The sequence below is a fragment of the Citrobacter sp. 21OH12SH02A-Citro genome, from assembly GCF_027919895.1.
Classification (GTDB): Bacteria; Pseudomonadota; Gammaproteobacteria; order Enterobacterales; family Enterobacteriaceae; genus Citrobacter; species Citrobacter braakii.
Genome location: NZ_CP114801.1, coordinates 1,982,957 through 2,006,570 on the forward strand (window position 1 = coordinate 1,982,957; position 23,614 = coordinate 2,006,570).

General features: G+C 48.2%; 32 protein-coding genes and 1 pseudogene. 21 read left to right on the plus strand and 12 right to left on the minus strand.

The annotated features are described in order from the left end of the window. Nucleotides 1-10 precede the first annotated feature (10 nt). Both O6D90_RS09590 and O6D90_RS09595 read left to right on the plus strand, forming a co-directional pair. Nucleotides 11-676, plus strand: a complete 666-nt coding sequence (locus O6D90_RS09590; protein ID WP_271143296.1) for a hypothetical protein — start codon at nt 11-13, stop codon at nt 674-676. 14 nt (nt 677-690) lie between these two features. Further along, entirely contained in the window at nt 691-1,092 is a 402-nt protein-coding gene (locus O6D90_RS09595) for a tail fiber assembly protein (protein WP_088582997.1), read from the plus strand. 93 nt (nt 1,093-1,185) lie between these two features. Here O6D90_RS09595 and O6D90_RS09600 read toward each other — a convergent pair whose 3' ends face one another. Together O6D90_RS09600 and O6D90_RS09605 are read right to left on the minus strand one after the other, a co-directional pair. Further along, the gene (locus tag O6D90_RS09600) at nt 1,186-1,431 is read right to left on the minus strand and encodes a hypothetical protein (protein ID WP_109018028.1); all 246 of its coding nucleotides are present in this window, start codon (nt 1,429-1,431) and stop codon (nt 1,186-1,188) included. After that, on the minus strand, nt 1,428-1,670 hold the full coding sequence (locus tag O6D90_RS09605; RefSeq protein WP_088582995.1) for a DinI family protein: 243 nt from the start codon (nt 1,668-1,670) through the stop codon (nt 1,428-1,430). Before O6D90_RS09605 ends, O6D90_RS09600 begins: the two co-directional genes overlap by 4 nt. Before the next feature lie 21 nt (nt 1,671-1,691). On the opposite strand from O6D90_RS09605, the gene O6D90_RS09610 reads away from it, so the two are divergent. The 3 genes from O6D90_RS09610 to O6D90_RS09620 all read left to right on the plus strand — a co-directional run bounded on the left by O6D90_RS09610 (nt 1,692) and on the right by O6D90_RS09620 (nt 4,632). After that, entirely contained in the window at nt 1,692-2,138 is a 447-nt protein-coding gene (locus O6D90_RS09610; protein ID WP_239176443.1) for a S24 family peptidase, read from the plus strand. Nucleotides 2,139-2,523: 385 nt separating this feature from the next. After that, a complete protein-coding gene (locus tag O6D90_RS09615; protein WP_271143297.1) occupies nt 2,524-4,023 on the plus strand; it encodes a FliC/FljB family flagellin in 1,500 nt (499 codons plus the stop codon). An 84-nt stretch (nt 4,024-4,107) separates the two neighbouring features. Then, a complete protein-coding gene (locus O6D90_RS09620; RefSeq protein WP_109018038.1) occupies nt 4,108-4,632 on the plus strand; it encodes a phase 1 flagellin transcriptional repressor in 525 nt (174 codons plus the stop codon). Between the two features lie 444 nt (nt 4,633-5,076). Here the strand turns inward: O6D90_RS09620 and O6D90_RS26335 are convergent, their stop codons facing one another. Together O6D90_RS26335 and cspH are read right to left on the minus strand one after the other, a co-directional pair. After that, on the minus strand, nt 5,077-5,166 hold the full coding sequence (locus tag O6D90_RS26335) for a hypothetical protein (RefSeq protein ID WP_016153471.1): 90 nt from the start codon (nt 5,164-5,166) through the stop codon (nt 5,077-5,079). A 65-nt stretch (nt 5,167-5,231) separates the two neighbouring features. Further along, a complete protein-coding gene (gene cspH, locus O6D90_RS09625; RefSeq protein WP_049040548.1) occupies nt 5,232-5,444 on the minus strand; it encodes a cold shock-like protein CspH in 213 nt (70 codons plus the stop codon). A gap of 297 nt (nt 5,445-5,741) precedes the next feature. Between cspH and cspA the strand changes: the two genes are divergently transcribed. Continuing rightward, complete coding sequence (gene cspA / locus O6D90_RS09630; RefSeq protein ID WP_016153470.1) at nt 5,742-5,957, plus strand: RNA chaperone/antiterminator CspA; 216 nt, start codon at nt 5,742-5,744, stop codon at nt 5,955-5,957. Between the two features lie 393 nt (nt 5,958-6,350). On the opposite strand, the gene O6D90_RS09635 is transcribed toward cspA, so the two are convergent. Next, on the minus strand, nt 6,351-6,521 hold the full coding sequence (locus tag O6D90_RS09635; RefSeq protein ID WP_162835200.1) for a YnfU family zinc-binding protein: 171 nt from the start codon (nt 6,519-6,521) through the stop codon (nt 6,351-6,353). A 131-nt stretch (nt 6,522-6,652) separates the two neighbouring features. On the opposite strand from O6D90_RS09635, the pseudogene O6D90_RS09640 reads away from it, so the two are divergent. After that, nucleotides 6,653-6,787: pseudogene (locus tag O6D90_RS09640) on the plus strand (IS30 family transposase); the annotation flags it as partial. A 58-nt stretch (nt 6,788-6,845) separates the two neighbouring features. On the opposite strand, the gene arsH reads toward O6D90_RS09640, so the two are convergent. Further along, the gene (arsH, locus tag O6D90_RS09645) at nt 6,846-7,544 is read right to left on the minus strand and encodes an arsenical resistance protein ArsH (protein ID WP_016156832.1); all 699 of its coding nucleotides are present in this window, start codon (nt 7,542-7,544) and stop codon (nt 6,846-6,848) included. Nucleotides 7,545-7,630: 86 nt separating this feature from the next. Here arsH and O6D90_RS09650 point away from each other — a divergent pair, with 86 nt between their 5' ends. The 4 genes from O6D90_RS09650 to O6D90_RS09665 all read left to right on the plus strand — a co-directional run bounded on the left by O6D90_RS09650 (nt 7,631) and on the right by O6D90_RS09665 (nt 10,586). After that, nucleotides 7,631-7,951: a metalloregulator ArsR/SmtB family transcription factor gene (locus O6D90_RS09650; RefSeq protein ID WP_016156831.1), complete on the plus strand. Its 321-nt coding sequence runs from the start codon at nt 7,631-7,633 to the stop codon at nt 7,949-7,951. 44 nt (nt 7,952-7,995) lie between these two features. Further along, nucleotides 7,996-9,285, plus strand: coding sequence for an arsenic transporter (locus O6D90_RS09655; RefSeq protein ID WP_016156830.1), 1,290 nt, complete (start codon nt 7,996-7,998; stop codon nt 9,283-9,285). Nucleotides 9,286-9,297: 12 nt separating this feature from the next. Further along, nucleotides 9,298-9,723: a glutaredoxin-dependent arsenate reductase gene (gene arsC, locus O6D90_RS09660; protein ID WP_016153466.1), complete on the plus strand. Its 426-nt coding sequence runs from the start codon at nt 9,298-9,300 to the stop codon at nt 9,721-9,723. Nucleotides 9,724-10,004: 281 nt separating this feature from the next. Continuing rightward, nucleotides 10,005-10,586 (plus strand): YrbL family protein, encoded by a 582-nt coding sequence (locus tag O6D90_RS09665; protein ID WP_016156828.1) that lies wholly within the window; start codon nt 10,005-10,007, stop codon nt 10,584-10,586. Nucleotides 10,587-10,919: 333 nt separating this feature from the next. Here O6D90_RS09665 and O6D90_RS09670 read toward each other — a convergent pair whose 3' ends face one another. Then, the gene (locus O6D90_RS09670) at nt 10,920-11,261 is read right to left on the minus strand and encodes a hypothetical protein (RefSeq protein ID WP_016156827.1); all 342 of its coding nucleotides are present in this window, start codon (nt 11,259-11,261) and stop codon (nt 10,920-10,922) included. Between the two features lie 396 nt (nt 11,262-11,657). On the opposite strand from O6D90_RS09670, the gene O6D90_RS09675 reads away from it, so the two are divergent. From O6D90_RS09675 to O6D90_RS09695, 5 genes are all read left to right on the plus strand, one after another. Further along, nucleotides 11,658-12,128, plus strand: coding sequence for an SRPBCC family protein (locus tag O6D90_RS09675; protein WP_016156826.1), 471 nt, complete (start codon nt 11,658-11,660; stop codon nt 12,126-12,128). Between the two features lie 206 nt (nt 12,129-12,334). Beyond that, entirely contained in the window at nt 12,335-13,477 is a 1,143-nt protein-coding gene (locus O6D90_RS09680) for a transglutaminase-like domain-containing protein (protein ID WP_016156825.1), read from the plus strand. Then, complete coding sequence (locus tag O6D90_RS09685; RefSeq protein ID WP_016153461.1) at nt 13,455-13,811, plus strand: mercuric transporter MerT family protein; 357 nt, start codon at nt 13,455-13,457, stop codon at nt 13,809-13,811. Before O6D90_RS09680 ends, O6D90_RS09685 begins: the two co-directional genes overlap by 23 nt. After that, the gene (locus O6D90_RS09690) at nt 13,808-14,089 is read left to right on the plus strand and encodes a heavy-metal-associated domain-containing protein (RefSeq protein ID WP_016153460.1); all 282 of its coding nucleotides are present in this window, start codon (nt 13,808-13,810) and stop codon (nt 14,087-14,089) included. The genes O6D90_RS09685 and O6D90_RS09690 overlap by 4 nt, the downstream gene beginning before the upstream one ends. A gap of 209 nt (nt 14,090-14,298) precedes the next feature. Further along, nucleotides 14,299-14,964 (plus strand): YecA family protein, encoded by a 666-nt coding sequence (locus tag O6D90_RS09695; protein ID WP_088582990.1) that lies wholly within the window; start codon nt 14,299-14,301, stop codon nt 14,962-14,964. Nucleotides 14,965-14,992: 28 nt separating this feature from the next. Here the strand turns inward: O6D90_RS09695 and tyrP are convergent, their stop codons facing one another. Continuing rightward, on the minus strand, nt 14,993-16,204 hold the full coding sequence (tyrP, locus tag O6D90_RS09700) for a tyrosine transporter TyrP (RefSeq protein WP_271143298.1): 1,212 nt from the start codon (nt 16,202-16,204) through the stop codon (nt 14,993-14,995). A 225-nt stretch (nt 16,205-16,429) separates the two neighbouring features. Between tyrP and O6D90_RS09705 the strand changes: the two genes are divergently transcribed. Continuing rightward, entirely contained in the window at nt 16,430-16,669 is a 240-nt protein-coding gene (locus O6D90_RS09705; protein WP_016153457.1) for a YecH family metal-binding protein, read from the plus strand. A gap of 45 nt (nt 16,670-16,714) precedes the next feature. Here the strand turns inward: O6D90_RS09705 and ftnA are convergent, their stop codons facing one another. Both ftnA and yecR read right to left on the minus strand, forming a co-directional pair. Next, nucleotides 16,715-17,212 (minus strand): non-heme ferritin, encoded by a 498-nt coding sequence (gene ftnA / locus O6D90_RS09710; RefSeq protein WP_016153456.1) that lies wholly within the window; start codon nt 17,210-17,212, stop codon nt 16,715-16,717. 194 nt (nt 17,213-17,406) lie between these two features. Beyond that, nucleotides 17,407-17,742 (minus strand): YecR family lipoprotein, encoded by a 336-nt coding sequence (gene yecR / locus O6D90_RS09715; RefSeq protein WP_016156822.1) that lies wholly within the window; start codon nt 17,740-17,742, stop codon nt 17,407-17,409. A 267-nt stretch (nt 17,743-18,009) separates the two neighbouring features. On the opposite strand from yecR, the gene O6D90_RS09720 reads away from it, so the two are divergent. After that, the gene (locus O6D90_RS09720; RefSeq protein ID WP_016153454.1) at nt 18,010-18,648 is read left to right on the plus strand and encodes an RpiB/LacA/LacB family sugar-phosphate isomerase; all 639 of its coding nucleotides are present in this window, start codon (nt 18,010-18,012) and stop codon (nt 18,646-18,648) included. A gap of 33 nt (nt 18,649-18,681) precedes the next feature. Here the strand turns inward: O6D90_RS09720 and O6D90_RS09725 are convergent, their stop codons facing one another. Continuing rightward, nucleotides 18,682-20,103 (minus strand): MFS transporter, encoded by a 1,422-nt coding sequence (locus tag O6D90_RS09725; RefSeq protein WP_016156821.1) that lies wholly within the window; start codon nt 20,101-20,103, stop codon nt 18,682-18,684. A gap of 128 nt (nt 20,104-20,231) precedes the next feature. Here O6D90_RS09725 and O6D90_RS09730 point away from each other — a divergent pair, with 128 nt between their 5' ends. Further along, nucleotides 20,232-20,483: a DUF2766 family protein gene (locus O6D90_RS09730; protein ID WP_016153452.1), complete on the plus strand. Its 252-nt coding sequence runs from the start codon at nt 20,232-20,234 to the stop codon at nt 20,481-20,483. Between the two features lie 138 nt (nt 20,484-20,621). Here the strand turns inward: O6D90_RS09730 and O6D90_RS09735 are convergent, their stop codons facing one another. Further along, on the minus strand, nt 20,622-21,125 hold the full coding sequence (locus tag O6D90_RS09735) for a non-heme ferritin-like protein (protein WP_016153451.1): 504 nt from the start codon (nt 21,123-21,125) through the stop codon (nt 20,622-20,624). Nucleotides 21,126-21,678: 553 nt separating this feature from the next. On the opposite strand from O6D90_RS09735, the gene O6D90_RS09740 reads away from it, so the two are divergent. Both O6D90_RS09740 and O6D90_RS09745 read left to right on the plus strand, forming a co-directional pair. Beyond that, on the plus strand, nt 21,679-22,236 hold the full coding sequence (locus tag O6D90_RS09740) for a DJ-1/PfpI family protein (RefSeq protein ID WP_016156819.1): 558 nt from the start codon (nt 21,679-21,681) through the stop codon (nt 22,234-22,236). Between the two features lie 315 nt (nt 22,237-22,551). Beyond that, entirely contained in the window at nt 22,552-23,541 is a 990-nt protein-coding gene (locus O6D90_RS09745; protein ID WP_016156818.1) for an arabinose ABC transporter substrate-binding protein, read from the plus strand. Nucleotides 23,542-23,614: the final 73 nt, after the last annotated feature.

Sequence of the window (23,614 nt, forward strand, 5' to 3'; positions counted from 1 at the left end):
CGGAGACATTATGCATCGCATTGACACACCTACTGCGCAGAAAGATAAATTCGGCGTGGGTAAAAATGGTTTCACGCGTGGAAACCCACAGACAGGAACGCCTGCCACAGACCTGGATGATGATTATTTTGATATGTTGCAGGAAGAACTGGCAGGAGTGGTAGAAGCAACTGGCGTTAATCTGGAAAAATCAAAACATAACCAGTTACTGACAGCCCTGAAGGCACTGCTGTTAAGCCGCGCACATCCTTTTGCAGATATCAAAGCAGACGGGTCTGCAGCAATTGCAGAGGCTCTCTCAAACCTTGGTTTGGGAACAGCGGCAAAACGGAATGTTGATGCAGGGCTAATTAATGGCATTCCGGACATGGCCAGCTTTCGGGCTACTGTGCTACCCAACGGGGTTTTTAAGATAGATGTTATCGGTGCCGGGGGAGGCAAACAGAAACTGGTATTTCAGTGGGGCATAACTGCTACTGCTCCGGGCAGTAATGCTGTATATAACGTCAATGAAGCGTTTCCAAATGAAATTTTGTGGGCCAGTGGCGGCCGGGGCGCTCCAGGCTCAAATGCCGGAATGGGGGTGAGCCCGGAGGGCACTCAACAAATAAGAATACAGAACTATGCACCAGGTGGTGTACCGGAGAACTGTTTTTGGTGGGCAATTGGCTGGTAATAAGGTGAACTAAAATGAAATATAAATATTTTGAAGGGCTGTTTTATCCTGAAGATGGCAGCTATGAGTCAATACCTGCTGGCGCGATAGATGTATCAGAGGATGAGTACAGAAAAGCAATGGGCCGCGCCCCCGGCTCCACATTTTCAGTCGATGACTCCGGAATTGTTACTGTCATTCCTGTTCCAGAACCGACGCGAGAACAATATATTGCTCAGGCTGAGACGCATAAACAATTCTTGCTGGAGAAGTCCAGGCAGAAGATTACCGTCTGGCAAACTAAGCTACTGATGGGGCGTGCGCTAACGGATGTTGAATCAGCAAGCCTGAATATATGGATGGATTATATCGATGCTGTGACAGCAATAGATACCGGCACCGCACCAAATATTGATTGGCCCGATGCCCCTGAATGATCTACTTGCCGCGACCTGCATATGCGAGCCCTGGGCGCGGCTAGGTTTAGTTTTCATGTCATGGCGCAGTGATGAGTGTATAAGCGCATGAAGTTATTGCCAGATTCCTTTTCCTATTTTTGTCGCGGCTGTAATTGCTTGTGCTGTACTGCCGAACAGTTGCTGCGCTGCCATCTGCCACTTGTTTTCTTTGTGAACTAACAGTAAATATTGTTTTAAGGTATCAGCATCGAAAACAACGGCAAACGTGAGCATGTCCTTTGATGGCTCTGGAAGCACATTATCTGGCGGGAAGTAAATTCTTATCCCGGAAATAATTATGTTGTCGATGTCCATCATTCATCTACCAGCCACATATCAGCCTCTTCAAACATTTCCTGCACCGTTCGGCTTATCTGTTCTTTCTCATGCTTGCTGGCGTCAGTGTTGATCGCCGGCAGTGTCATCATCGGTTTAACCCGAACATCAGCATCGGGGAAGATCCGGTGAACCCTCTTACTCAATTCGCCCAGAATGATATCTTTTGCACCGGGCAGACCATCAAAATTCCTTTTGTCATAAACGAGTTCTACAAACATTGAGCACTACCTCTTTACTGGATGGATATACAGTATTTATACTGTATTTCTATCCGTCATTCAAGAGAGGGCACTGACATGGGATTCCCATCACCTGCGGCAGATTATGTTGAAACACGAATCTCCCTCGATCAGCAGTTTATTCGTCATCCATCAGCAACGTATTTTATGCGGGCGGCGGCTTCATATTATCGTGAAGGGATACTGAACGGTGCGCTGCTGGTTATCGACTCATCCTTATCGCCATGCGATGGTTCGTTGCTGATATGTGCGATGGATGGAGAATTCAGGATTAAGCGTTACCGGGTGCACCCGAAGCCGCACCTGATAAACCTGGAGAACGGGAGAAGGGAAGCGATACCAGCCGAAAAGGAAGGATACGGCACTTCGCTCCCGGTATTCGGGGTGATCACCTACATTATTAATGATGCGAGGCTAGGGGAGTTTGATGACTGTCCTGTCATGTGACGGCAAAAACAAAAAAGCCCGCACGGGCGGGCAATAACATGCTTATTTTGTGTTCAAATTTATTATGGGCGAATTGAGTATCGGCATTAACAATGACTAATTTAGTGCTGAGTGGAAAAATTCTTAGCAAGGAAATTAATTTCGAGTGATTACGGAGAGTGACAGTTTCTGTGTCGTATGTATTTTGCATTTTTTAAGAACGATGCCCTCGCAAAAGGAGCAAAAAAAAGAAGTAATCCACCTGATTTAAGAGTAGGTTTTGTTTAAGTTCTTTTGGAAACAGTTGGTTGTTGAGATTAAAAAAAATAGTAAAGTTTAATTGATTGATGACGATAACTTGAATGACACAGGCAAGCCTGGCGTAATAACCCAAAAGGAATATTTTATGGCACAAGTTATCAATACAAACAGCCTGTCGCTGTTGACCCAGAACAACCTGAACAAATCTCAGTCTTCTCTGAGCTCCGCTATCGAGCGTCTGTCTTCCGGTCTGCGTATCAACAGCGCGAAAGACGATGCTGCAGGTCAGGCGATTGCTAACCGTTTCACCTCTAACATCAAAGGTCTGACTCAGGCGTCCCGTAACGCCAACGATGGTATCTCCATCGCGCAGACCACTGAAGGTTCTCTGTCTGAAATCAACAACAACCTGCAGCGTGTTCGTGAGCTGGCGGTTCAGTCCTCTACTGGTACCAACTCCCAGTCTGACCTCGACTCCATCCAGGCTGAAATCACTCAGCGTCTGAACGAAATCGACCGCGTATCCGGTCAGACTCAGTTCAACGGCGTGAAAGTACTGGCGAAAGACAACACCCTGACCATCCAGGTTGGTGCCAACGATGGCGAAACCATCGATATCAACCTGCAGGAAATCAACTCCAAAACCCTGGGGCTGGATTCCCTGAACGTGCAGAAAAAATATGATGTTTCTGATGTAGCCGTTACTGATTTTGGTTATAAAGATTCAACAAAAGCATTAGATAACAGCGATTTTGCTACAGATGCGGTAGGCGGAACTAAGCTTGGTGCTGGAGCAACAGGTGCAAGCTATAGTAACGTAAGATTTGATTCTGCTAATAACAAATACTATGCGGACGTTGTTTCTACTGGCGCACCGGGTAAAAATGGGACTTATGAAGTATCTGTAGATACTGACGGTAAAGTAACTCTAACTGATGGTGCTACTGACAAAGTTCCTGCAGGTGCTAAAGTCGTAACCAAACTGCAAGAGAAAGTAACGCCTGACATTACTGCGGCAAAAGCTGCTCTCGAAAAAGGCGGGGTTTCTTCTACTGAAGCTGCTTCAGCAACTTTGGTTAAGGTGTCCTTCACTGATAAAAATGATAAAGCCATTGATGGCGGTTACGCGCTGAAAACTACAAGCGGTAAATATTATGCTGCATCAGTTGACGAATCTAACAAAGTATCCATTAAAGAAGTAGCATATACCGATGCAAATGGAAAGGCCGCAACTGCTGCAGTTCAACTCGGCGGTGTCAATGGTAAAACCGAAATTGCTAACATCGGTGGTAAAGACTATCTTGCAGAGAAAGTAAAAAATCACAATTTCAAAACTGAACCTAAAGTGAATGAAATTGCGACTGCTACTACCGAAAGCCCGCTGGCTAAAATCGACGCGGCGCTGGCGAAAGTTGCTGACCTGCGTTCAGACCTGGGTGCGGTACAGAACCGTTTCAACTCTACCATCACTAACCTGGGTAACACCGTCAACAACCTGTCTGAAGCCCGTAGCCGTATCGAAGATGCTGACTACGCGACCGAAGTGTCCAACATGTCTCGTGCAAACATTCTGCAACAGGCGAGTACTTCTGTTCTGGCGCAGGCTAACCAGACCACGCAGAACGTCCTGTCTCTGCTGCGTTAATTTACACTTATCGCGCAAACCCCGCTCCGGCGGGGTTTTTTTCGTTTAGAATAATGTTTTCAGGATTGAATGGATGTTCTGGTAATGAATGATATTTCTTATGGGCGAGTGGCTGAAAAGTGGCCACGTGACTATTCAATGCTCGCTCGTCGGATACAGTTTCTGCGTTTTCATGATTGTCCGGTTAAGATGGTTAGCTGCAATGGGCAGTTGATCATTGGTTACATCTCAAAATTCAATCAGAATGAGAACTTAATTCTGGCGTCAGATGTTCCCAAAGGAAGCAACAGAATCGAAGTAAAACTTGAGTCTCTTGCCTCTCTTGAAGAGCTAAACGATAACTCTGATATTTGTACTGCGTTAGTGATGAACGGGGCATTCAATACCCAGCCATATGAGCCAACAAAGCAGGATTTCTTTTCAATATGCAATAAGTGTTTCAAGCAAGGGGTAGGCATAAGGGTTTATATGCTTGATGGCAGAATTATTGTAGGGGATACCACGGGTGTTAATGCTTGCCATGTTGGAATTAAAGTACCTGAAGGCAACCATATGCAAATCATGTTTGATTGGGTTAGTAGGATCACTTCATCAGATTATGTTGAATAGTGCTTAGTAGTCACGCACAGTGGATCTTCACGACTGTAAAAGCTTCACCATTGTGGCCGGTGGTTAGCGGTAACCTTTTGAATGTTCAGATAATAAAAAAATGAATTAATGGTGAAAGAATCCTTTAGCTTGTTGATTACTATTGATAACACGCATGATTTAAAATCCCTCGGCGTTCGCGCTGTGTGGGTTCAAGTCCCACTCCGGGTACCATGGGAAAGAAAAGAATAATCAAAGCAATAAGCAGTGTCGTGAAACCACCTACGGGTGGTTTTTTTGTGCCTGAAATTTCTCGCTCAGCGAACCTTCAAGCTCAGAAATCCCCTGGCTTTCATCCTATGTACATCACAGGCATTTGGGGTGTAACGCAAGCATATCACCCTGACGGGCTCAACATAGATACGCCAACGCTATTGCAACTCTTACCGGTCTTGAACTAACAGGTTAGATGAAAACAAGCAGAGTCACTATCAGCGTGCAGCATGAACTCTTAAGGCCTGTCAGCCAGTCGTTGAGATAGATTTTCTGATACATATGAAACTCTCCCTGTTTTGAAATTCTCTTTTATGATTCCAGAAGTCAGGAGGGGCGGCTACAGGTCATGAGAGATAAACGTTCGCAGCCGAGGGGCCTCGAAGACCATTTATTCGACAAAACTCAACGCGTAATCCGGGGATGAGTACTTCTGAGTCACGGAGACTTAAGGCTGAAATGTGAAGCTGTACATCTTTGCGACCATCGGAGGGGGAGATAAGGCCTTTACCGCTCTTGCAGTCAAAGGCTTTGACAATTCCTGTCATTTTACGAGACAAAAAAATTCCTTAAAACTAATAACGTGTTGCACTATACACATACCCCGGGATAATGCCAGAAATATTTTTCAGCTATCGTGAGATCTGGATAACTAAAATAAACATTGATTATTATATACGCCCGTGCGTTAATGGTCGCGTCGGTTTAAAGAACAGACAAAATACAAAGTAGTTTACTAAAGCAGTTCTCATTTCAGGTGTTTTATATTTATCCCTTCTTTGAGTCTCCCCACTAAGCACTAAGTAGTTTCTGTAATAAAACCATGTTCGCCGGAAGGCCAAATTAAGGAATACAAAATGTCAAAAAAGATGAATGGTTTAGTAAAATGGTTTAATGCCGATAAGGGATTCGGTTTTATTTCTCCTGTTGACGGTAGTAAAGATTTATTTGTACATTTTTCTGCTATCCAGAGCGATAATTTCCGCACCTTGTTTGAAGGGCAAAAAGTCTCTTACTCCATTGAGAATGGTACTAAAGGTCCGGTTGCTGGCAATGTAGTTATTACAGAGTAAATCCTTTTTTTGTCTGTATGCGATAACGAAGAAGGCTAAAGCCTGAGTAGACATACTGACAGAAGCAATGGATGTATTGTTGGGTCAGTAGAGATGAAATGTTACTGATCCGGCATTCAGGGCAACGGTCAGCATATTTCATCTCTCTTTTGCATGAGAAAGTATGCTGACCATTGTGAGTACGTGTAGGTTCGCTGCACGAAAAGTCTAACCACTTGCTTTGCACGACAACATACGCAAGAAGATAGCTTTTCCCAGATATCACCATATTTTTTATTTTTAAATATGAAAATACTAAACCCGCAGCCAGCGGGTTTTCTATTATCTGTAGCTTGATAAATCTTAAAATACAGATGTGTTGATTCTGTTCCAGAAATAGAGTCTAAAACGGATTCAGGCTGCTTCTTTTTGGTTTGTCTGGAATACTTTATTGCAATGAGGACAGATTAAAAGAGAACCTTTTTGTACTCTTGAAAAACTGTGTTCAGATTGTTGGGTACAGTTTGGGCAGGTGCATTTGACAAGATAGTTGCGGCGTGATTTAGAGTCTTTACGTTCTGACATAGGCTTTTCCTTGAGTGGATGAACTTCAACCATACCCTAATTCGTCCAAAAAATCTTAACTTTATGATGTTTTGGATATGTAAATATAAAGAAAAGGTATCGCAAAGAGCCTGATGATAAGGGCGGCTTCCCAAATTTATTTCTGTAATCCTCAATCTCCCTGGCTGCGTGGTTCTAATGAAAATACGAACAGATTGCTCAGACAGTATTTTCCAAAAGGAGCTGGCTTATCGGTTCGCAGCCAGCAAAGAATTAACATTGTTGCATCCAGCGGTTGAACGCACAGCAAAAAGCGGACGTTTTTGAGCTCAGTAAAAAAGGCCGTTATATTTTGGCCTGATTGACGCGAGATGAAAGCTCCTGATGGCTCTCTTTTCGTTCGCTGTAGCGATCGGCAAGGTAATCGGTTTGCCCCTTGAGCAGCAGCGTGATTTTAAACAACTCCTCGGCGACATCGACGATACGATCATACCAGGACGAAGGTTTCATTCGCCCGTTCTCATCGAATTCTTGCCAGGCTTTGGCTATTGAGGACTGGTTAGGGATCGTGAACATCCTCATCCAGCGCCCAAGGATACGCATCTGGTTCACGGCGTTAAAAGATTGAGACCCGCCGCAGACCTGCATCACCGCCAGTGTTTTTCCCTGTGAAGGGCGAACGGCCCCTTCGCTTAAGGGTATCCAGTCGATCTGTGCCTTCATCACCGCACTCATTGCCCCATGCCGCTCCGGGGAACTCCACACCATCCCATCACACCATCTGACCAGCTCGCGCAGCTCGGTGACTTTTGGGTGCGTATCTGGGGCATCATCCGGCAGGGGTAAACCTGAGGGATTAAACAGTCTTACTTCCGCCCCCATCGCCGTCAGCAGGCGTCCCGCTTCTTCTGCGGCAAAACGACTGTAAGAACGCTCTCTTACCGAGCCATACAGAATCAGTATGCGTGGCGGTTCCTGGAGCTGCAGGCGTTCAGCAATCTGCTGATCGAAGCAATCAGCATTCAGTGCAGGAAAGTGTTCCATTTTTTACTCCTCCGGGAGGTTCTGTGATTTCAAATTCAACACATATGATTTATCATATATGTATTCTAAAGGGAACGGAGTAAAAAATGCTACAGCCAGTTCAGCTTTTTAAAATCCTGTCGGATGAAACCCGTCTCGCCATTGTTATGCTTCTCCGGGAATCCGGCGAACTGTGCGTATGCGATATATGCGCGGCGACCTCTGAATCACAGCCTAAAATTTCTCGCCACATGGCTATTCTGCGAGAAGCGGAACTGGTGCTTGAACGCCGGGAAGGCAAATGGATTCACTACCGTCTGTCTCCCCACATGCCTGCGTGGGCCGCTGAGACGATCACGACGTCCTGGCAGTGTCTGAGGAAAGATGTGGGTGAATGGCTGAAAAAATCAGCCTGCACATCCTGTTGAGAGAATTTTTTACATACGCATAATCATATATAAAGGAATCTAAAATGCTTTTGGCAGGGAGTATTTTTATACTGACGCTGGTCCTGGTCATCTGGCAGCCCAGAGGTCTCAGCATTGGCTGGAGCGCAAGTATCGGAGCCTTACTGGCACTGGGGACGGGGGTCATCCACATTGATGATATTCCCGTAGTCTGGAATATCGTCTGGAACGCAACAGCGGCATTCATCGCGGTGATTATCATCAGCCTGCTGCTCGATGAGTCCGGTTTCTTTGAATGGGCCGCGCTGCATGTCTCCCGCTGGGGTAACGGGCGTGGTCGCCTGCTGTTTACCTGGATAATACTGCTTGGCGCTGCTGTTGCTGCGCTGTTTGCTAACGACGGTGCAGCACTGATACTGACGCCGATTGTGATTGCGATGCTACTCGCCCTGGGGTTCAGCCAGGCGACGACGCTGGCCTTTGTCATGGCTGCAGGATTTATCGCAGATACTGCCAGCCTGCCGCTGATTGTCTCTAACCTGGTCAATATTGTCTCGGCGGATTTCTTCGGCCTGGGCTTTACACAGTATGCCTCCGTGATGGTTCCTGTGAACCTGGCGGCCATTGCTGCCACGCTGGTCATGCTCCATCTCTTCTTCCGCCGCGACATCCCGGCCAGTTATGACGTTTCACTGCTCAAGATGCCTGCCAGTGCGATTAAAGATCCGGCGACGTTCAGGGCGGGCTGGATTGTTCTGCTGTTCCTGCTGGTCGGTTTCTTTGTTCTGGAGCCGCTGGGGATCCCAGTAAGCGCGATAGCAGCAGTTGGGGCTGCGGTGCTGTTCGTGGTAGCCAAGCGTGGCCACGCCATTAATACCGGGAAAGTGCTGCGCGGGGCGCCCTGGCAGATCGTGATTTTCTCGCTGGGTATGTATATGGTCGTCTACGGCCTGCGTAATGCAGGACTCACTGAGTATCTTTCTGCCGTACTCAATATGCTGGCAGACAAAGGTTTATGGGCTGCCACGTTCGGTACCGGCTTCCTGACTGCCTTCCTGTCGTCTGTGATGAACAATATGCCGACGGTGCTGATTGGTGCATTGTCCATTGACGGGAGTGCTGCGACCGGCGTCGTCAAAGAGGCGATGATTTATGCCAATGTGATTGGCTGCGATTTAGGGCCTAAAATCACCCCGATAGGCAGTCTGGCAACTCTGCTGTGGCTTCATGTGTTGGCACAGAAAAATATGACCATCACCTGGGGATATTACTTCCGCACCGGCATTATCATGACTCTGCCCGTGCTATTCGTCACTCTGGCCGCGCTGGCGTGGCGGCTCTCTGTCACTTTGTAATGAGATATTGATATGAGCAACATTACCATCTATCACAACCCGGCCTGTGGCACCTCACGTAACACGCTGGAGATGATCCGTAACAGCGGTAACGAACCAACTATTATTTATTATCTCGATACGCCCCCGACTCGTGATGAACTGACCAAACTGATTTCAGATATGGGCATTTCAGTACGCGCATTGCTGCGGAAGAACGTTGAACCTTATGAGCAGCTTGGTCTTGATGAAGATAAGTTTTCTGATGAGCAGTTGATCGATTTTATGATTCAGCATCCGATCCTGATTAATCGGCCGATTGTAGTGACGCCGCTTGGCACGCGTCTTTGTCGTCCCTCAGAAATTGTGCTGGATATTTTACCTGAAGCTCAGAAAGGCTCTTTTACCAAAGAGGATGGCGAAAAGGTCATTGACGAAACGGGGAAACGGGTTAAGTAATCTTTCCGCTTAATATTATCGGGTGCCTGTTGACTTCATACCGGTGCCTGCTCTTTGCTGATAACCCTCGTTCACGACTGGAGAAGCGTATTTGCGGGGGATCAAAACAGGTTCATTAGCCTGCCCACTTGCCTGAAGAGACATTTGTCTCACTCCGAATGCATTTCGTTTATCAATTATTGAAATAAATATATACATAATAGTTTTTGATTAGCAGAACTTACCGATGCAGGTCAGTTGAGGCAATTTCATTTCCCTTAGGGTAAGAGTCAAAAACTATCATGAAACAAGAGCTTGTATTGACAGATGAAGACTTACTTGCACGAGGTAACGATCGTTACGTCTTTCAGCATCCACAGGATAGTAACCTGCTGATCAAAATCGTTATTTCAGATATTGCGAACTATAAAAGCAAGTTACGGGAAGTCTTCCGGGACCTCAAAGAATGCAAGCCTGGTCATCAAACAGACTCTCTTTATATGCAAAAGATCGAAGGCCTTGTTGAAACAAATAAAGGTCTAGGGCAGATCACTGTGAAGGAGTGCGATGAGCATGGCAACCTTGCTCAAACTCTTTATCAGCTTGCTCTCAAAAAAGAACTCGATGACAGCAAATTGCAGAAGCTGAATGCTTTTTTAGCATGGTTTGTCAGCACCAAAGTCATTATTAACTCCTTGCATTGTAAAAACATTGTTTATGCCTGGGATAGCGAGCGTCAGGATTATCGCTTCAAAGTCATTGACGGGTTTGGTGACAAAACGTTTTTTCAACTCAGTAAGCTTTCGCAATCAGTTCGCGATAAGAATAAAATCAAATGTCTCAAGCGGATGCTTAACGATTTGAACGGTCTGCAACAAGCTTAACCACGCAGGTTAAAAATAATCGAATCACCAGTTTTCTGTTGCCGGACTTCCGACCCCGCATACCTGATTAACAAAGGTGTTTACGCAGAAGTAAGTTACATATTAACTTCTTGAAAAATATTCTGAACTGCTCGGCGTTCGTGCTGTGTGGGGGCAAATCCCACACCGGAACCATGGGAAAGAATAGAAGAATCAAAGCAATAAGCAGTGTCGCGAAACCACCTACGGGTGGTTTTTTTGTGCCGGCTTTTGACGAACCATAGGTATTTTGCGTCAAGTAAGCCTGCCAGATACGTTAAGCCGCCCGCTACACACTCCCCATTGCCAATCAATCTATCGACGAATCGGTGCATTAAACATAAACCTTCCCCGGGCTGGGTTGTTGATAAAGCCATCCCGGGCGGGGTTATAGTTGTGGTCCTGAAAACCATTCATCATGATGGGATCGCCTATGCCATCCTGAATCGCCAAATGTCTGTGGATTCGGTTACGTGTCCTGAATGTGAAAGCGAAATCATCCGTCCCGCCAATGATGATGACGCCATTTCCTGCAAGAAGTGCCGCGCTTAACTCTTGCTCTCTTGCGGCCTGGTTTTGTAACGCGCTGGCTGCGGCAGACGATGACGCCAGCAGCAATACGAGGACGGCGCATGAAAATACCGGTGGCAGTTTCATGATTAATACCCATTAAAAGTATGGCTATTAAAGTATAGTCTTATGTCGTCATCTCATCTGAATAGAAAATGAACAGTTTAAGCCTGTTGCCTGTACGGAGTCTGAGGGGCCGGGAGAGGAGTGCCGCGCAATTAAGAACTATAATAAAAACAGTCGACAGCTGATGACTCCAGTTTGCAGATAGTACCGATACAGGGGGCGGTTATGCGCGTCTCATTTTCTCCGCGAGTTGCGTTCACCGCTACGACATCTGGCTGGATAATTATCACGGACTCCCTGCCAAAGTGATCAGCTATGCGCCAGATGGGCAGAGATTAGAAACTGTTCTTCTGGATGCTATGGTTATCAACACCCGTTTCCCCGTCAATTTTTTCACGCCTTGAAGGAGCCTGCACTATGGCTGACTATCAGTTTTCCACAGTCTGGCGGGTTGAGGCTTCCATTCAGGAGGTATGGGATGTTTTTTCCCAGCCGGACAGGTGGCCTGAATGGTGGGGAAGTCTGGAACGCATCGTTGAGATAAGGAAAGGGGATTTACGGGGTATTGGGGCGTTGCATCGTTATACCTGGAAAGGGGCGCTTCCTTATCGCTTAACCTTTGATATCAATGTGTTGAAAATACGGCCTTGCACACTGCTTGAAGGACAAGCCAGCGGCGCGGTGGAAGGGCGAGGGGTATGGTCTTTTACTGCCAATGGTACAGCGACTATTGTCAGATATGACTGGAATGTGCGTACCACGATCCGCTGGATGAATTATCTTGCCCCGCTGGCAGCACCTGTATTTCGCTGGAATCACAACACGGTCATGCGCGAGGGGGCAAGAGGGTTAGCCCGCAAACTGGCAACGACTGTGTATATAGTCTGAACGTATCTCCGCTGCTGTACTTTTTTGGCTGTAAATGGCTTAATAGCGACCTTGCAGTTTCTCACTTCATTCACAGTTAACAGGTCTGTTATTGATGAATAATCTCCATCGACTCGCCTTTTTATGCCAGCCTCTGTCTGCTGTGATGATCGCGTACGGTTTCCCCTTTAGCCGTAGCTCAACTCTTACAACCTGGACAGACAGCAATGCAACGTCGTCAGTTTCTCAAAAATAGCGTTCTCCTTTCCGCCGCCGGATTAGTCGGCCCTGCAGTCATTAGCCAGACGGTACGTGCCGCGGAGCCATCCGTTGCGCCAATAGCTCGTCGACGCTTTGTCTTATCTCAAACGTATAAACTTAATCCTCCTAAGGGATCGAGCGGCGTGGTGAAACTGTGGATCCCGCTACCGGTGGATACCGCGTTTCAACAAATGACGGCGCTTGCCTTTAGCGGAAACTATAAGCAGGCGTACGTCACCACCAATAATACCTACGGCGCGAAAACGCTGTTTGCCACCTGGGCTGACTCGCAGGGTGAATTGTTGGTTAACGTTGATATCGACATTGAAACCGCCGACTGGGAACCGCTGAAGCAGGACGCGCTGAAAAACTGGCAGGCACCTGAGCAGATTATTTATCCGCTGGATGTAAAACCGTATCTGTTGCCGACGGCACATACCCCAGTTGATGGACTGGTCCTGGAAACCGCGCGTAAAATCACCGGTAATGAGCAGGATCCGCTGAAAAAAGCGCGCCTGATTTACGAATGGGTCAGCAGACATATGGAGCGTGACAACGACGTTATTGGCTGCGGCACGGGGGATGTGGCGGAGATATTAAAAAGCGGTAAGCTCAAAGGAAAATGCACCGACATGAGCTCCGTTTTTGTTGCTCTGGCGCGGGCCAGCGGTATTCCGGCGCGCGAACTGTTTGGCATCCGTCTGGGCAAGGCCAATAAGCTCGAACGTTACTCGAAAAGTGCTTTTGGCACAGCCGACAGTGCAGGCGTTGCCAATGTGAGCGGCGGTCAACACTGCCGTGCTGAGTTCTATCTGGCAGGTTACGGTTGGTTACCGTGCGATCCTGCTGACGTGACCAAAATGCGTCTGGCAGAGAAAAAAACGCATCAGGATGCCGATGTCCAGGCGGTTAACGCTTACCTGTTTGGTAACTGGGAAATGAACTGGGTTGGATTCAACTACGGACGTGATTTCGAGTTGTATCCGGCAACGGAGCAGGGGGCCATGAATAACTTTGGTTATCCTTACGCTGAAGTCGATGGCGACCCGATCAATTTTTATGATCCTAAAGCGTTCTCCTACAGCTATGTCGCCACAGAACAACGCTAAAGGTGCGGGGCTTACCCTGTTGACGGCTGCTGCGGCCGCCGTCACCGCTGGCTTATGCTGTGTTGGACCGCTACTTTACCTGCTGTTTGGTATTTCGGCGGCGAGCTTCGCCGTTTTCACCCGGTTTGAGTTTTTGCGAACTCCTCTGGTACTGCTGTCCCTGGGATTATTACTGCGTGTCTTCTGGCGGCTCTATTTTTCCAAACGGTTGTGGTGCTCCGGGTGGTTAACTCTGAAGCAAGCGCGCGTTCTCTACTGGTGCGCGCTGGCATTGATTTTGCCGGTGCTATTTTACCCAACGCTTGTTGCCTGGTTTTATGAGGTATTTGAATGAAGATCTTCGCGTTAGTTGCATGCTTGCTGTTGCCGCTGTGGGCTCAGGCGGCCAATCAAAAAGTGGTGCTGGATATACAAAATATGACCTGCTCGTTATGCGTTATTTCAGTCAATCAGGCGCTACGTGAAACCGACGGCGTGATTAAAGCAAAATCCTCTCTCAAAACCCGGCAGGCAGAAGCCATCGTGCCAGAAGGTTTCCCAACCGATACTCTACTTAACGCAGTAGCGAAAACGGGCTATACCGCAACGCTCAACCGTATTGAACAACAGTAAACCACCTGCGGGTGGTTTTATTGTGTTTTCCCGGTATGATGCCCGGCGGCTTAGTGTTCTCTTTTGTGCGTTAACTACCGGAATTCCCCTCTTTTCCTGTTAACCTGAACAGGCGGCTGCTGTAAGCCGCAAATGCCCATTTATATCTGTTATCCCTCCAGCCATGTAGGATGATCACAGGCAAGATTTTTTGACTAAGGAAAAGCGTTATGAAAACGGGACCATTAAACGAGAGCGAACTGGAATGGCTGGATGATGTACTGACTAAGTACAATACAGATAAGGCTATTCTGGATGTGTCAGAACTGGATGGTTTACTGACGGCGGTACTGAGTTCACCGTATGAAATTGAACCGGAGCAGTGGCTGGTCGCTATTTGGGGCGGCGCGCAGTATGTTCCTCGCTGGTCCTCCGAAAAAGAAATGACGCGTTTCATGAACCTGGCGTTTCAACATATGGCGGATACGGCCGATCGCCTGGATGAATATCCTGAGCAGTTTGAGCCGCTGTTTGGTTTGCGTGAAATTGACGAGCATGAACTGACCATCGTTGAAGAGTGGTGTTTTGGTTATATGCGCGGCGTCGCGCTGTCGGACTGGTCCGCGTTACCAGACTCGTTAAAACCGGCGCTCGAGGCTATTGCGCTGCACGGTACGGAAGAAAACTTTGCGGTCGTTGAGAAAATGACGCCAGAAGCGTTCGAAGATAGCGTGGATGCCATCCGCCTGGCGGCGCTGGATCTGCATGCTTACTGGATGGCGCATCCTCAGGAAACGCCGGTTAAAGTACCGGTCAAAGTGGATGCCAAAGTAGGGCGCAATGACCCTTGTCCGTGCGGTAGCGGTAAAAAATATAAGCAGTGTTGTTTGCATTAAGAAAAAGGGGCGTTAAGCCCCTTTTGTTTTAACCCACTTCCGGTAGTAATCCTGCTACAGTAGAAAACTGTACGGCTATCACCACAATGCCGCACAAAAATACCAGCGCCAGCGCCGGAGCACCCCCTGCCACGCGATATTTAGCCTGTGGATTCTGTTTTCTGCTCTGCCATGCCAGCATCGAGGGAATGAGCAGCGCCAGCACCGCCAGGGCAACGCACGCATACCCCAGGGCCATGACGAAACCACGCGGATAGAACAGCGCGAATGCCAGCGGCGGCAGGAAGGTCACCACGCCGGTTTGCATTCTTCCTGCTACGGTATTGCGGCGCTGGAAGAGGTCGGCCAGGTAGTCAAATAATCCCAATGCGACGCCGAGGAAAGAGGTTGCCAGCGCAAGGTCGGCAAACAGATGCACCGCCAGTTCGACGTGCGGCGAAGCCACGACTTCACGTAATGCTTGTAATAAACCGTTTAAACCAGCGTGGTTGGCTAACAGCCCCATGAACGTTGAGGAGTTAATACTGCCAAGCGTGGCCAGTTGCCAGAAGATATAGGCGACTAGCGGAATGGCACTACCGGTGATAAACACCCAACGCAGTTTACGGATGTTACCGTTCATATAGCTGACGATACTGGGGACGCTGCCGTGAAAACCGAACGAAGTGAAGATAACCGGGATTGCAGAAAGTGCCAGCCCCTGCTGAAGCGGCAACGTAAGCAGGTTTACTTTATGGATATGCGGCATTAACAGGGCCAGCATCACCACCAGAAAGATTATCTTGGCACTGAACAACAGGCGGTTGAACAGATCGACCAAAGATGTGCCAACGCAAACCACGCCACCGGCAACAAAGGTGAACAGCAGTACGCCTGTTGTCGGGGAGAGCGTTGTCCCGGTCCAGTCGCTGATGCTGGAAGCCAGCAACTCACCAGCGCCACTGATATACGCTGCCGTCAACGCGTACATTAAAAACATCATGCTAAAGCCCGTTACCCATTGTCCGTAGCGACCAAGATAACGTTTTGCCAGCGTACCCAACCCGGTGTCTGCCGGTACGTGTTGATACACTTCAAGCAGCAACAGAGCGGTGTAGCACATTAGCGCCCAAAGACTCACTAACAATACCAGCGTGACGCTAAACCCCACGCCTGCCGCGGCCAGCGGCATTGCCAACATACCGGCACCAATCGTGGTTCCCGCCACGATAAAAATACTACCCAGGGTTCTGTTTTTCACGCTTTCCTCTGTCCCAGAGATAATCAACGGTTATATCTGCGGCGCAGGTTAAGGCAAAACGCTATTTTCGTCAAATCACCGTTACAATGAATGTACATTAATCTTTACGATGTTTGGCGCGTTAAGATGTATCACAAATGATATTTATCTGCGGGTAAACCTGCGTTAGCGCAAAGCAAGGCCGTGCCGTTCACATTAGGCTACGGACTTTATTGAGGAGGTAGTATGGAATCTATTCACGGTCACGAAGTGCTCAACATGATGATTGAATCTGGCGAGCAGTATTCAAATGCCAGCCTTGAAGCGGCGATAACGGCACGGTTTGGCGAGCAGGCTCGTTTTCACACCTGTTCTGCGGCGGATATGTCGGCAGCTGAGCTGGTGGCGTTTTTAGCGGCGAAGGGAAAGTTTATTGCAAAAGAAGACGGCTTCTCTACGCACGAAAGCAAGATCTGCCGTCACTGATTTTAGCGGGTAATGATGGCGGGTTGCCTTCATTACCCCACAACATTAATTCTGTGTATCAAGCGTAGCCAGTTCTTTATCGATGAAATAAAGACCTTCGCCACTTTTCCCTGCCAGCGATAACTTATCAATGACAGATTTAAATAATTTTTCTTCTTCATGCTGCTCGGCAACATACCATTGCAGGAAATTAAACGTCGGATAATCCTGGTGGGTCATTGCCGCGTGTGCCAGCTCATTAATTTTCTGGGTGATCAACTGCTCGTGTTCGTAAGTAACACGGAACAGTTCGTCCAGAGACGCATATTCAGCAAAGGGGGAAGGAACGGTGTTAATACACGGCAAGCTGCCGGTATCGGTCAGGTAGTCAAACAGACGCTGCATATGCGTCATCTCTTCCTGGGCGTGACGGCGCAGGAACGCGGCGGCACCTTCAAAGCTGTGATAGCTGCACCACGCGCTCATCTGTTGGTAGAGCAGAGATGAATATAATTCAAGGTTCATTTGCTCATTCAGTTGGTCGATCATTTCTGTTTTCAGCATGGTTGTGCTCCACAAACGTTATTATATATTAGCGTGGCGTCACTATAATTTGTTATTTAATTATTTGCAAAAGGTAAAATAATAAATTTATTTATTAAAAATGCGAATGGGAATAAAACGCATTAACGCTATTAAGCGGAGAATATAAATAATGAAAAGGCAGAAGACCAGCAATAATGTGCTGGTCGAAAATATTAATAATTGAAGGCAGGCGATTGGGATACCGCAACGCCGTGACACTGCCAGGCGAGCGTGATTTTGGTATTTAAACACAGAGAACCGGCATATACGCTACAGGTTGATACCGGCTGACCAAACGCCATGGCGTTGGCATAACCCAGGCGCTGACACTCTTTGGTGGCTGTGCCTTGGGTCACGTAGTTATCGGTACGCGCCGTTTGTAGCATGGCCTGGTTGTAGGTCAGGCGAACGACGCCGGTGATGGCACTGGCTTCGCTGACCTGCGCCTGTTTAGTAATAGTGCATCCTGTCAGCACGAGCGGCAAAAGGGCAAGGATAAAGGTCTTCATGTGATCGCTCTGAAAGTTCGGAGATAGGCTATCATGGCATATGTGGGGCGCATCAATGGCTTGAATAGCCTGAAGATCACCTGCGATTAATCGCAACGACGTCATTTTATTGAGGCTATTCTGAGCTGTCTCAGGAAAAATGTGAGCACCTCATTATTTTATAAAACAAAATTTCATTAAATTTGAAAGTGAGTTTGCAAAATAGTAATGTGGCCTGAATGTTATGACTTTCAGCGGGCCTCCGCAGCGCATTCAGGAGATTACAGAATGAAAATTGCATTGATGATGGAAAACAGCCAGGCAAGCAAAAATGCCATCATTCATAACGAGCTTAAAGCCGTTGCGGATGAGAAAGGTTTTCCAGTGTATAACGTCGGGATGAGCGACGAAAATGACCATCATCTGACCTACATCCATTTAGGGATTATGGCCAGCATCCTGCTCAATTCCAAAGCCGTGGATTTTGTGGTTACGGGTTGCGGTACGGGTCAGGGGGCAATGATGTCACTGAATATTCATCCGGGCGTGGTGTGTGGTTACTGTCTCGATCCGGCAGACGCATTCTTGTTCTCTCAGATCAACAACGGGAATGCGCTTTCTCTGGCATTCGCCAAAGGTTTTGGCTGGGGTGCTGAGCTGAATGTGCGCTATATGTTTGAAAAAGCATTCACTGGTCGTAACGGCGAAGGGTATCCACCAGAGCGTAAAGAGCCGCAGGTGCGTAACGCGGGGATCCTGAACCAGGTGAAAGCGGCGGTGGTAAAAGAAAACTATCTGGACACTCTGCGCGCTATCGATCCTGAACTGGTAAAAACCGCCGTATCTGGTCCGCGCTTCCAGCAGTGCTTCTTTGAAAACTGCCAGGACAAAGCGATCGAAGCGTTTGTACGCGAGATAGTTGGCTAAATCCTGTTGGCCCGGCGGTGTTCGCTTGCCGGGCTATTTGTTCTTGCTAGATACCGCGCTTCCAGCATCATGGGCAAGCCGCAGCGTATCAACCATACCTACCAGACAAATAATCGCAATAGCGACAAAGGCCAGCCGGAAACTGATCCCCGGAATATTGCCTAACGCCAGCCATTCACTCACCTCATCACCGATACGGATCCCGATAGCGGCCAACGAAATGCCCAAGCCTACCGCTAATTGTGTTGCCGTACTGAACAGCGTATTGGCGTAGCTCATTTGTGGTCCGGGGACGTCCGCAAAGGCAAGCGTGCTGATGCCGGTAAACTGAATTGAGCGGAACACGCCGCCCAGATACAACACCAACAAAATAACCCACACCGGGGTCTGCGGCGTAATTAATGCACAGGCCAACAGCGCCAGGACGTTTAGCGCACCGTTGATTAACAGTAGTTTCTTAAAGCCCAGCCAGCGTATCAACGGCGTGGTGGCAGGTTTTATCGTCAGATTGCCCACAAACACCGCCAGAACCAGCGAACCCGCGTGAAAAGCGTTCATGCCAAAACCGACCTGGAACATTAACGGCAGCAGAAATGGTACAGCGCTAATAGAGGCTCGAAATAGCGACCCGCCGTACAGGGTGACGCGAAAAGTAGGGACGCTCATGGCATCAAGACGAATCATCGGCCAGGTAGTGCGACGAAAATGATGCAGGGCAAACAGAAAGGTCACGGTTCCTAGCGCCAGCAGCCCGGCGGTTAGCCAGCCCTGCGGCTGCTGGGTTCCCAGTAACTCCATGGCATACACCAGGCTAACCATCGCAACTGAGGTCGCGATAAAACCCGCTATATCAAATGGACGGCGCTCGTCGTCATGAATATCTGGGATAAAACGTAGCGCCAGCGCGATCGCCAAAACTCCCAGCGGTACGTTAATAAAGAAGATCCAACGCCAGTTAGCATAGCTGGTAATGAATCCTCCAAGCGGTGGCCCGATGATAGGCGCGACTAACGCGGGCCAGGTCAGGGTCGCAATGGCGGTGAGCAGCTGATGTTTAGGCGTGGTGCGCAGTACCGCGAGACGGCCAACAGGAACCATTAGCGCGCCACCTACACTCTGTAAAATTCGCATTGCTACAAAGCTCTCAAGGCTTTCGGACAAACCGCATAAAACCGAAGCGAGAGTAAAAATCGCCAGCGCCAGGGTAAACACTTTTCGGGCGCCGAAGCGATCCGCAATCCAGCCGCTGGCGGGGATAAGCACCGCGAGGGTGATCAAGTAGGCGCTGATACCAATGTTCAGGTCTACCGCCTGTACGCCAAAGCTTTTGGCCATGTCGGGTAGGGCTGTGGCAATCACCGTGCCGTCAATAAATTCCATAAAGAAAGCCCCGGCAACAAGTAATGCTGCCGGGGAAAGACCGCGTTGGTTCTCAACCGCTAACTGTTCACTCATGTTGTGCTTGCCATCTCAAAAGAAACTGACTGGACCTTTTTTATTTTCAGCGCATTTGTAATGTGTGCGCGGCTATCGTTTCGATCGCTGAATAGGTACTATGACGACCTTTCTATAAGGAGCTCACTATGTCCCAAACATTGAATGCCGATCAGGAACTGCTCTCGGACGTTGTTGCCTGTCAGCTGGTTATCAAGCAAATTCTGGATGTTCTTGATGTTATTGCCCCGGTAGAAGTTCGGGAAAAAATGTCCAGCCAACTGAAAAACATCGATTTTTCCAGCCATCCTGCAGGGGCCGATCCGGTCACTATGCGCGCAATACAAAAAGCGGTTGCCTTGATCGAGTTGAAATTCACGCCGCAGAATGAATCCCACTAAAATAAACCGTTGTTTCAGGTTTTAGAAAGGTTTTTTTGCGCCTCGCAGAATGGGAGGCGCGTGCCAGGGAAAATCAGAGGTTGACCGGATAAGGTGCGCAGCATCGCTATCCGGCATTAACGCGATGAAAACTGAAGATTAGTGATGCTGGTAGTTAACGACGTTGAGCAAGTGCTTATCGGTTTGCGCCATGCACAACCCCGCGCGTTTGGCGCTGCGGACTTCATCAAGAATCGTCTGTAACAGCACGCCATCCTGCTGCTGCTCTTTTTCCAGGTCGTGAAGAAAATCAATGGTTGGCGCATCGTTTAATGCTTCAGCTTCATTGGTTAAACGCGAGAGCTTACTCGAACGCTGCTGATATTCATCCAACGTTTTCTGAAACAATTCTTCAAGGGAACTCAGTTCATCACCCGGCACATCCATGGCCTTGACGATGGGATTAGCCCCGGCACTTTTCATAAAATTGAACATACGCATCATTTGAGTCACGTTACCCTGCGCCTGCGTGCGTAGAAACGTGGCTGTACCTGTCAGGCTATGCTCGTAGCACCATTCGCTGAGATGCAGGTAAAGATTCGAGGCGTAGAACTCGAGATTCATTTGTGTATTGAGTTTATGAACAATTCCAACTGCAGCCATATCAATATCCTTATTTCCAGAAAGGGGGATGTACGTTACTCACGCCAGTACAGCGGGCTGCCGCTGCACTTCACCTCTACGTACAATTAAAACTGTTAGCAGAATAAATCCGTTCCGCCGGTCCTTTAGTGATCACGAATTATATTCGCTCCGATCGAGATTCAGCATAACGCTTGCCCTGGTATAAGAAAATCCTTAAATCTGCGTATTTATGTTTTTTTACATATTGTCATAACAGTATTCATGCTTCTGCTGTTTTGGCATATAGATGACATGAATGTAAGAGGTTGAAATTTATGTTATTAAATGATTTTCATGATAATGAAATGGTGTTTCATATCACAAAATTAAATTCCACAATAAGGTATTGTCTGGCATCTGATGATTATCTGCCCAAGTTGAAAGGCAATTTCACGATCGGGATGGATTAGTACAAATTATCTGATGGCTAATTTTTTGCGCCAGATCAGTTTTAATCAAATTGAGAAATTTAACAGTCTGCACTGGTCGTCATTAATTGTTTCGTTTATGTGGATTAAGCAAGGAGTTACATATGAAGAAGGTTGCGGTGCTGCTGGCACCCGGTTTTGAAGAGGCGGAGGCGATTGTTACCCTGGATATTCTGCGTCGCCTGAATATCGAAGTCGAAACCCTGGCCTGCGCAGAGTCACGTGCGGTGGTGAGTTATCATGACGTACCGATGGTAATGGATAGCACGTTGGCCGCGCGCCAGACATATCTCTACGATGCCGTCGTATTGCCAGGCGGGCCGCAGGGCAGCGTTAATCTTGCCGCCAGTGATGCGGTCATCCAGTTTGTATCTCGTCATGATCAGGCAGGAAAGCTCATTTGCCCGGTATGTTCTGCGGCCGCGCGCGTGTTGGGCGGCAACGGTCTGCTGAAGGGGCGTCGCTATGTTTGCTCAGGAGATCTGTGGCAAAACGTCACGGACGGGGAATATATCGATGCGCCGGTTGTTGAAGATGGCAATCTGATCAGCGGCAAAGGGTTAGGGCATATTTTCGATTTTGCATTGACGCTTGCGGCGCGCCTGCTGGGAGATGACATTCCGGTTCGCGATCACGCTGACCACATTTATTACCGATGGTAATCATGTTCCCGAATGCTTCGGTATTCGGGAACAAGGATTCGTTAGCTGATGTTATGGATTAATCTGCTATCCCTCTTTTTTCCCGTCGTCAAAACCGCGTTTTTTTATGTCATTTCCCGCTGAATTTATGTACGCAATTACTGTAATTCTGTGGTGTGATGCCGCTCTCTTATGGAGAATCAATTTCCCGCTAAAACTACTCTCAGCACTGGCATTGATCTTATCACTAAAAGGTAATGCCTTGTTTTACGTCCGAATTACAAAAAATCGTCTGATTTTACCCTACATAAAAGAACGTTAAAGCTGGAGTTAACCATGCACAAATTCACTAAAGCGCTGGCTGCCATCGGTCTGGCTGCCATTATGTCACAATCCGCTATCGCTGAATCCATGAAGCTCGGTTTCCTGGTCAAACAACCGGAAGAACCGTGGTTCCAGACTGAATGGAAATTTGCCGATAAAGCCGGTAAAGACCTTGGCTTTGAGGTGATTAAAATTGCCGTCCCGGATGGTGAGAAGACCCTTAACGCCATCGACAGCCTGGCTGCAAGTGGCGCAAAAGGGTTTGTGATTTGTACGCCGGACCCCAAACTCGGGCCTGCCATTATGGCCAAGGCGCGTGGCTACGATATGAAAGTCATTGCCGTCGATGACCAGTTTGCTAACGCCAAAGGTAAGCCGATGGATACCGTGCCGTTGGTGATGATGGCTGCAACCAAAATTGGTGAGCGCCAGGGCCAGGAGCTGTATAAGGAGATGCAAAAGCGCGGTTGGGATGTGAAATCCACAGCCGTAATGGCCATTACCGCGAATGAACTCGATACCGCGCGTCGCCGTACATCGGGTTCAATGGACGCGCTTAAAGCCGCTGGCTTCCCGGAAAAACAGATCTACCAGGTCCCCACTAAATCGAATGATATCCCCGGGGCATTCGATGCCGCTAACTCCATGCTGGTTCAGCACCCTGAAGTCAAACACTGGCTGATTGTTGGCATGAACGACAACACCGTGCTGGGCGGCGTACGTGCGACCGAAGGGCAGGGCTTCAAAGCGCCGAATGTCATTGGTATCGGCATCAACGGCGTTGATGCCGTGAGCGAACTCTCCAAAGGCGAAGCGACCGGGTTCTACGGTTCACTCCTGCCAAGCCCGGACGTTCACGGCTACAAATCAAGTGAGATGCTCTACAACTGGGTAACGAAAGGTGCAGAGCCACCGGCGTTTACTGAAGTGACGGATGTGGTGCTGATTACCCGCGATAACTTTAAAGAAGAACTGGCGAAGAAAGGCTTAGGCGGTAAATAACACAAATGCCGGATGCGACGCCAACGCGTCTTATCCGGCCTACGAATTGCGTACTCAGTAGGCCGGATAAGGC

Bases quoted from the DNA above. Each gene is read 5' to 3' on its own strand.
- O6D90_RS09590 (WP_271143296.1), top strand. From the start codon at position 11: ATGCATCGCATTGACACACCTACTGCGCAGAAAGATAAATTCGGCGTG.
- O6D90_RS09595 (WP_088582997.1), top strand. From the start codon at position 691: ATGAAATATAAATATTTTGAAGGGCTGTTTTATCCTGAAGATGGCAGC.
- O6D90_RS09600 (WP_109018028.1), bottom strand. From the start codon at position 1,431: ATGATGGACATCGACAACATAATTATTTCCGGGATAAGAATTTACTTC.
- O6D90_RS09605 (WP_088582995.1), bottom strand. From the start codon at position 1,670: ATGTTTGTAGAACTCGTTTATGACAAAAGGAATTTTGATGGTCTGCCC.
- O6D90_RS09610 (WP_239176443.1), top strand. From the start codon at position 1,692: ATGGATATACAGTATTTATACTGTATTTCTATCCGTCATTCAAGAGAG.
- O6D90_RS09615 (WP_271143297.1), top strand. From the start codon at position 2,524: ATGGCACAAGTTATCAATACAAACAGCCTGTCGCTGTTGACCCAGAAC.
- O6D90_RS09620 (WP_109018038.1), top strand. From the start codon at position 4,108: ATGAATGATATTTCTTATGGGCGAGTGGCTGAAAAGTGGCCACGTGAC.
- O6D90_RS26335 (WP_016153471.1), bottom strand. From the start codon at position 5,166: ATGTATCAGAAAATCTATCTCAACGACTGGCTGACAGGCCTTAAGAGT.
- cspA (WP_016153470.1), top strand. From the start codon at position 5,742: ATGTCAAAAAAGATGAATGGTTTAGTAAAATGGTTTAATGCCGATAAG.
- O6D90_RS09635 (WP_162835200.1), bottom strand. From the start codon at position 6,521: ATGTCAGAACGTAAAGACTCTAAATCACGCCGCAACTATCTTGTCAAA.
- arsH (WP_016156832.1), bottom strand. From the start codon at position 7,544: ATGGAACACTTTCCTGCACTGAATGCTGATTGCTTCGATCAGCAGATT.
- O6D90_RS09650 (WP_016156831.1), top strand. From the start codon at position 7,631: ATGCTACAGCCAGTTCAGCTTTTTAAAATCCTGTCGGATGAAACCCGT.
- O6D90_RS09655 (WP_016156830.1), top strand. From the start codon at position 7,996: ATGCTTTTGGCAGGGAGTATTTTTATACTGACGCTGGTCCTGGTCATC.
- arsC (WP_016153466.1), top strand. From the start codon at position 9,298: ATGAGCAACATTACCATCTATCACAACCCGGCCTGTGGCACCTCACGT.
- O6D90_RS09665 (WP_016156828.1), top strand. From the start codon at position 10,005: ATGAAACAAGAGCTTGTATTGACAGATGAAGACTTACTTGCACGAGGT.
- O6D90_RS09670 (WP_016156827.1), bottom strand. From the start codon at position 11,261: ATGAAACTGCCACCGGTATTTTCATGCGCCGTCCTCGTATTGCTGCTG.
- O6D90_RS09675 (WP_016156826.1), top strand. From the start codon at position 11,658: ATGGCTGACTATCAGTTTTCCACAGTCTGGCGGGTTGAGGCTTCCATT.
- O6D90_RS09680 (WP_016156825.1), top strand. From the start codon at position 12,335: ATGCAACGTCGTCAGTTTCTCAAAAATAGCGTTCTCCTTTCCGCCGCC.
- O6D90_RS09685 (WP_016153461.1), top strand. From the start codon at position 13,455: ATGTCGCCACAGAACAACGCTAAAGGTGCGGGGCTTACCCTGTTGACG.
- O6D90_RS09690 (WP_016153460.1), top strand. From the start codon at position 13,808: ATGAAGATCTTCGCGTTAGTTGCATGCTTGCTGTTGCCGCTGTGGGCT.
- O6D90_RS09695 (WP_088582990.1), top strand. From the start codon at position 14,299: ATGAAAACGGGACCATTAAACGAGAGCGAACTGGAATGGCTGGATGAT.
- O6D90_RS09705 (WP_016153457.1), top strand. From the start codon at position 16,430: ATGGAATCTATTCACGGTCACGAAGTGCTCAACATGATGATTGAATCT.
- ftnA (WP_016153456.1), bottom strand. From the start codon at position 17,212: ATGCTGAAAACAGAAATGATCGACCAACTGAATGAGCAAATGAACCTT.
- yecR (WP_016156822.1), bottom strand. From the start codon at position 17,742: ATGAAGACCTTTATCCTTGCCCTTTTGCCGCTCGTGCTGACAGGATGC.
- O6D90_RS09720 (WP_016153454.1), top strand. From the start codon at position 18,010: ATGAAAATTGCATTGATGATGGAAAACAGCCAGGCAAGCAAAAATGCC.
- O6D90_RS09725 (WP_016156821.1), bottom strand. From the start codon at position 20,103: ATGAGTGAACAGTTAGCGGTTGAGAACCAACGCGGTCTTTCCCCGGCA.
- O6D90_RS09730 (WP_016153452.1), top strand. From the start codon at position 20,232: ATGTCCCAAACATTGAATGCCGATCAGGAACTGCTCTCGGACGTTGTT.
- O6D90_RS09735 (WP_016153451.1), bottom strand. From the start codon at position 21,125: ATGGCTGCAGTTGGAATTGTTCATAAACTCAATACACAAATGAATCTC.
- O6D90_RS09740 (WP_016156819.1), top strand. From the start codon at position 21,679: ATGAAGAAGGTTGCGGTGCTGCTGGCACCCGGTTTTGAAGAGGCGGAG.
- O6D90_RS09745 (WP_016156818.1), top strand. From the start codon at position 22,552: ATGCACAAATTCACTAAAGCGCTGGCTGCCATCGGTCTGGCTGCCATT.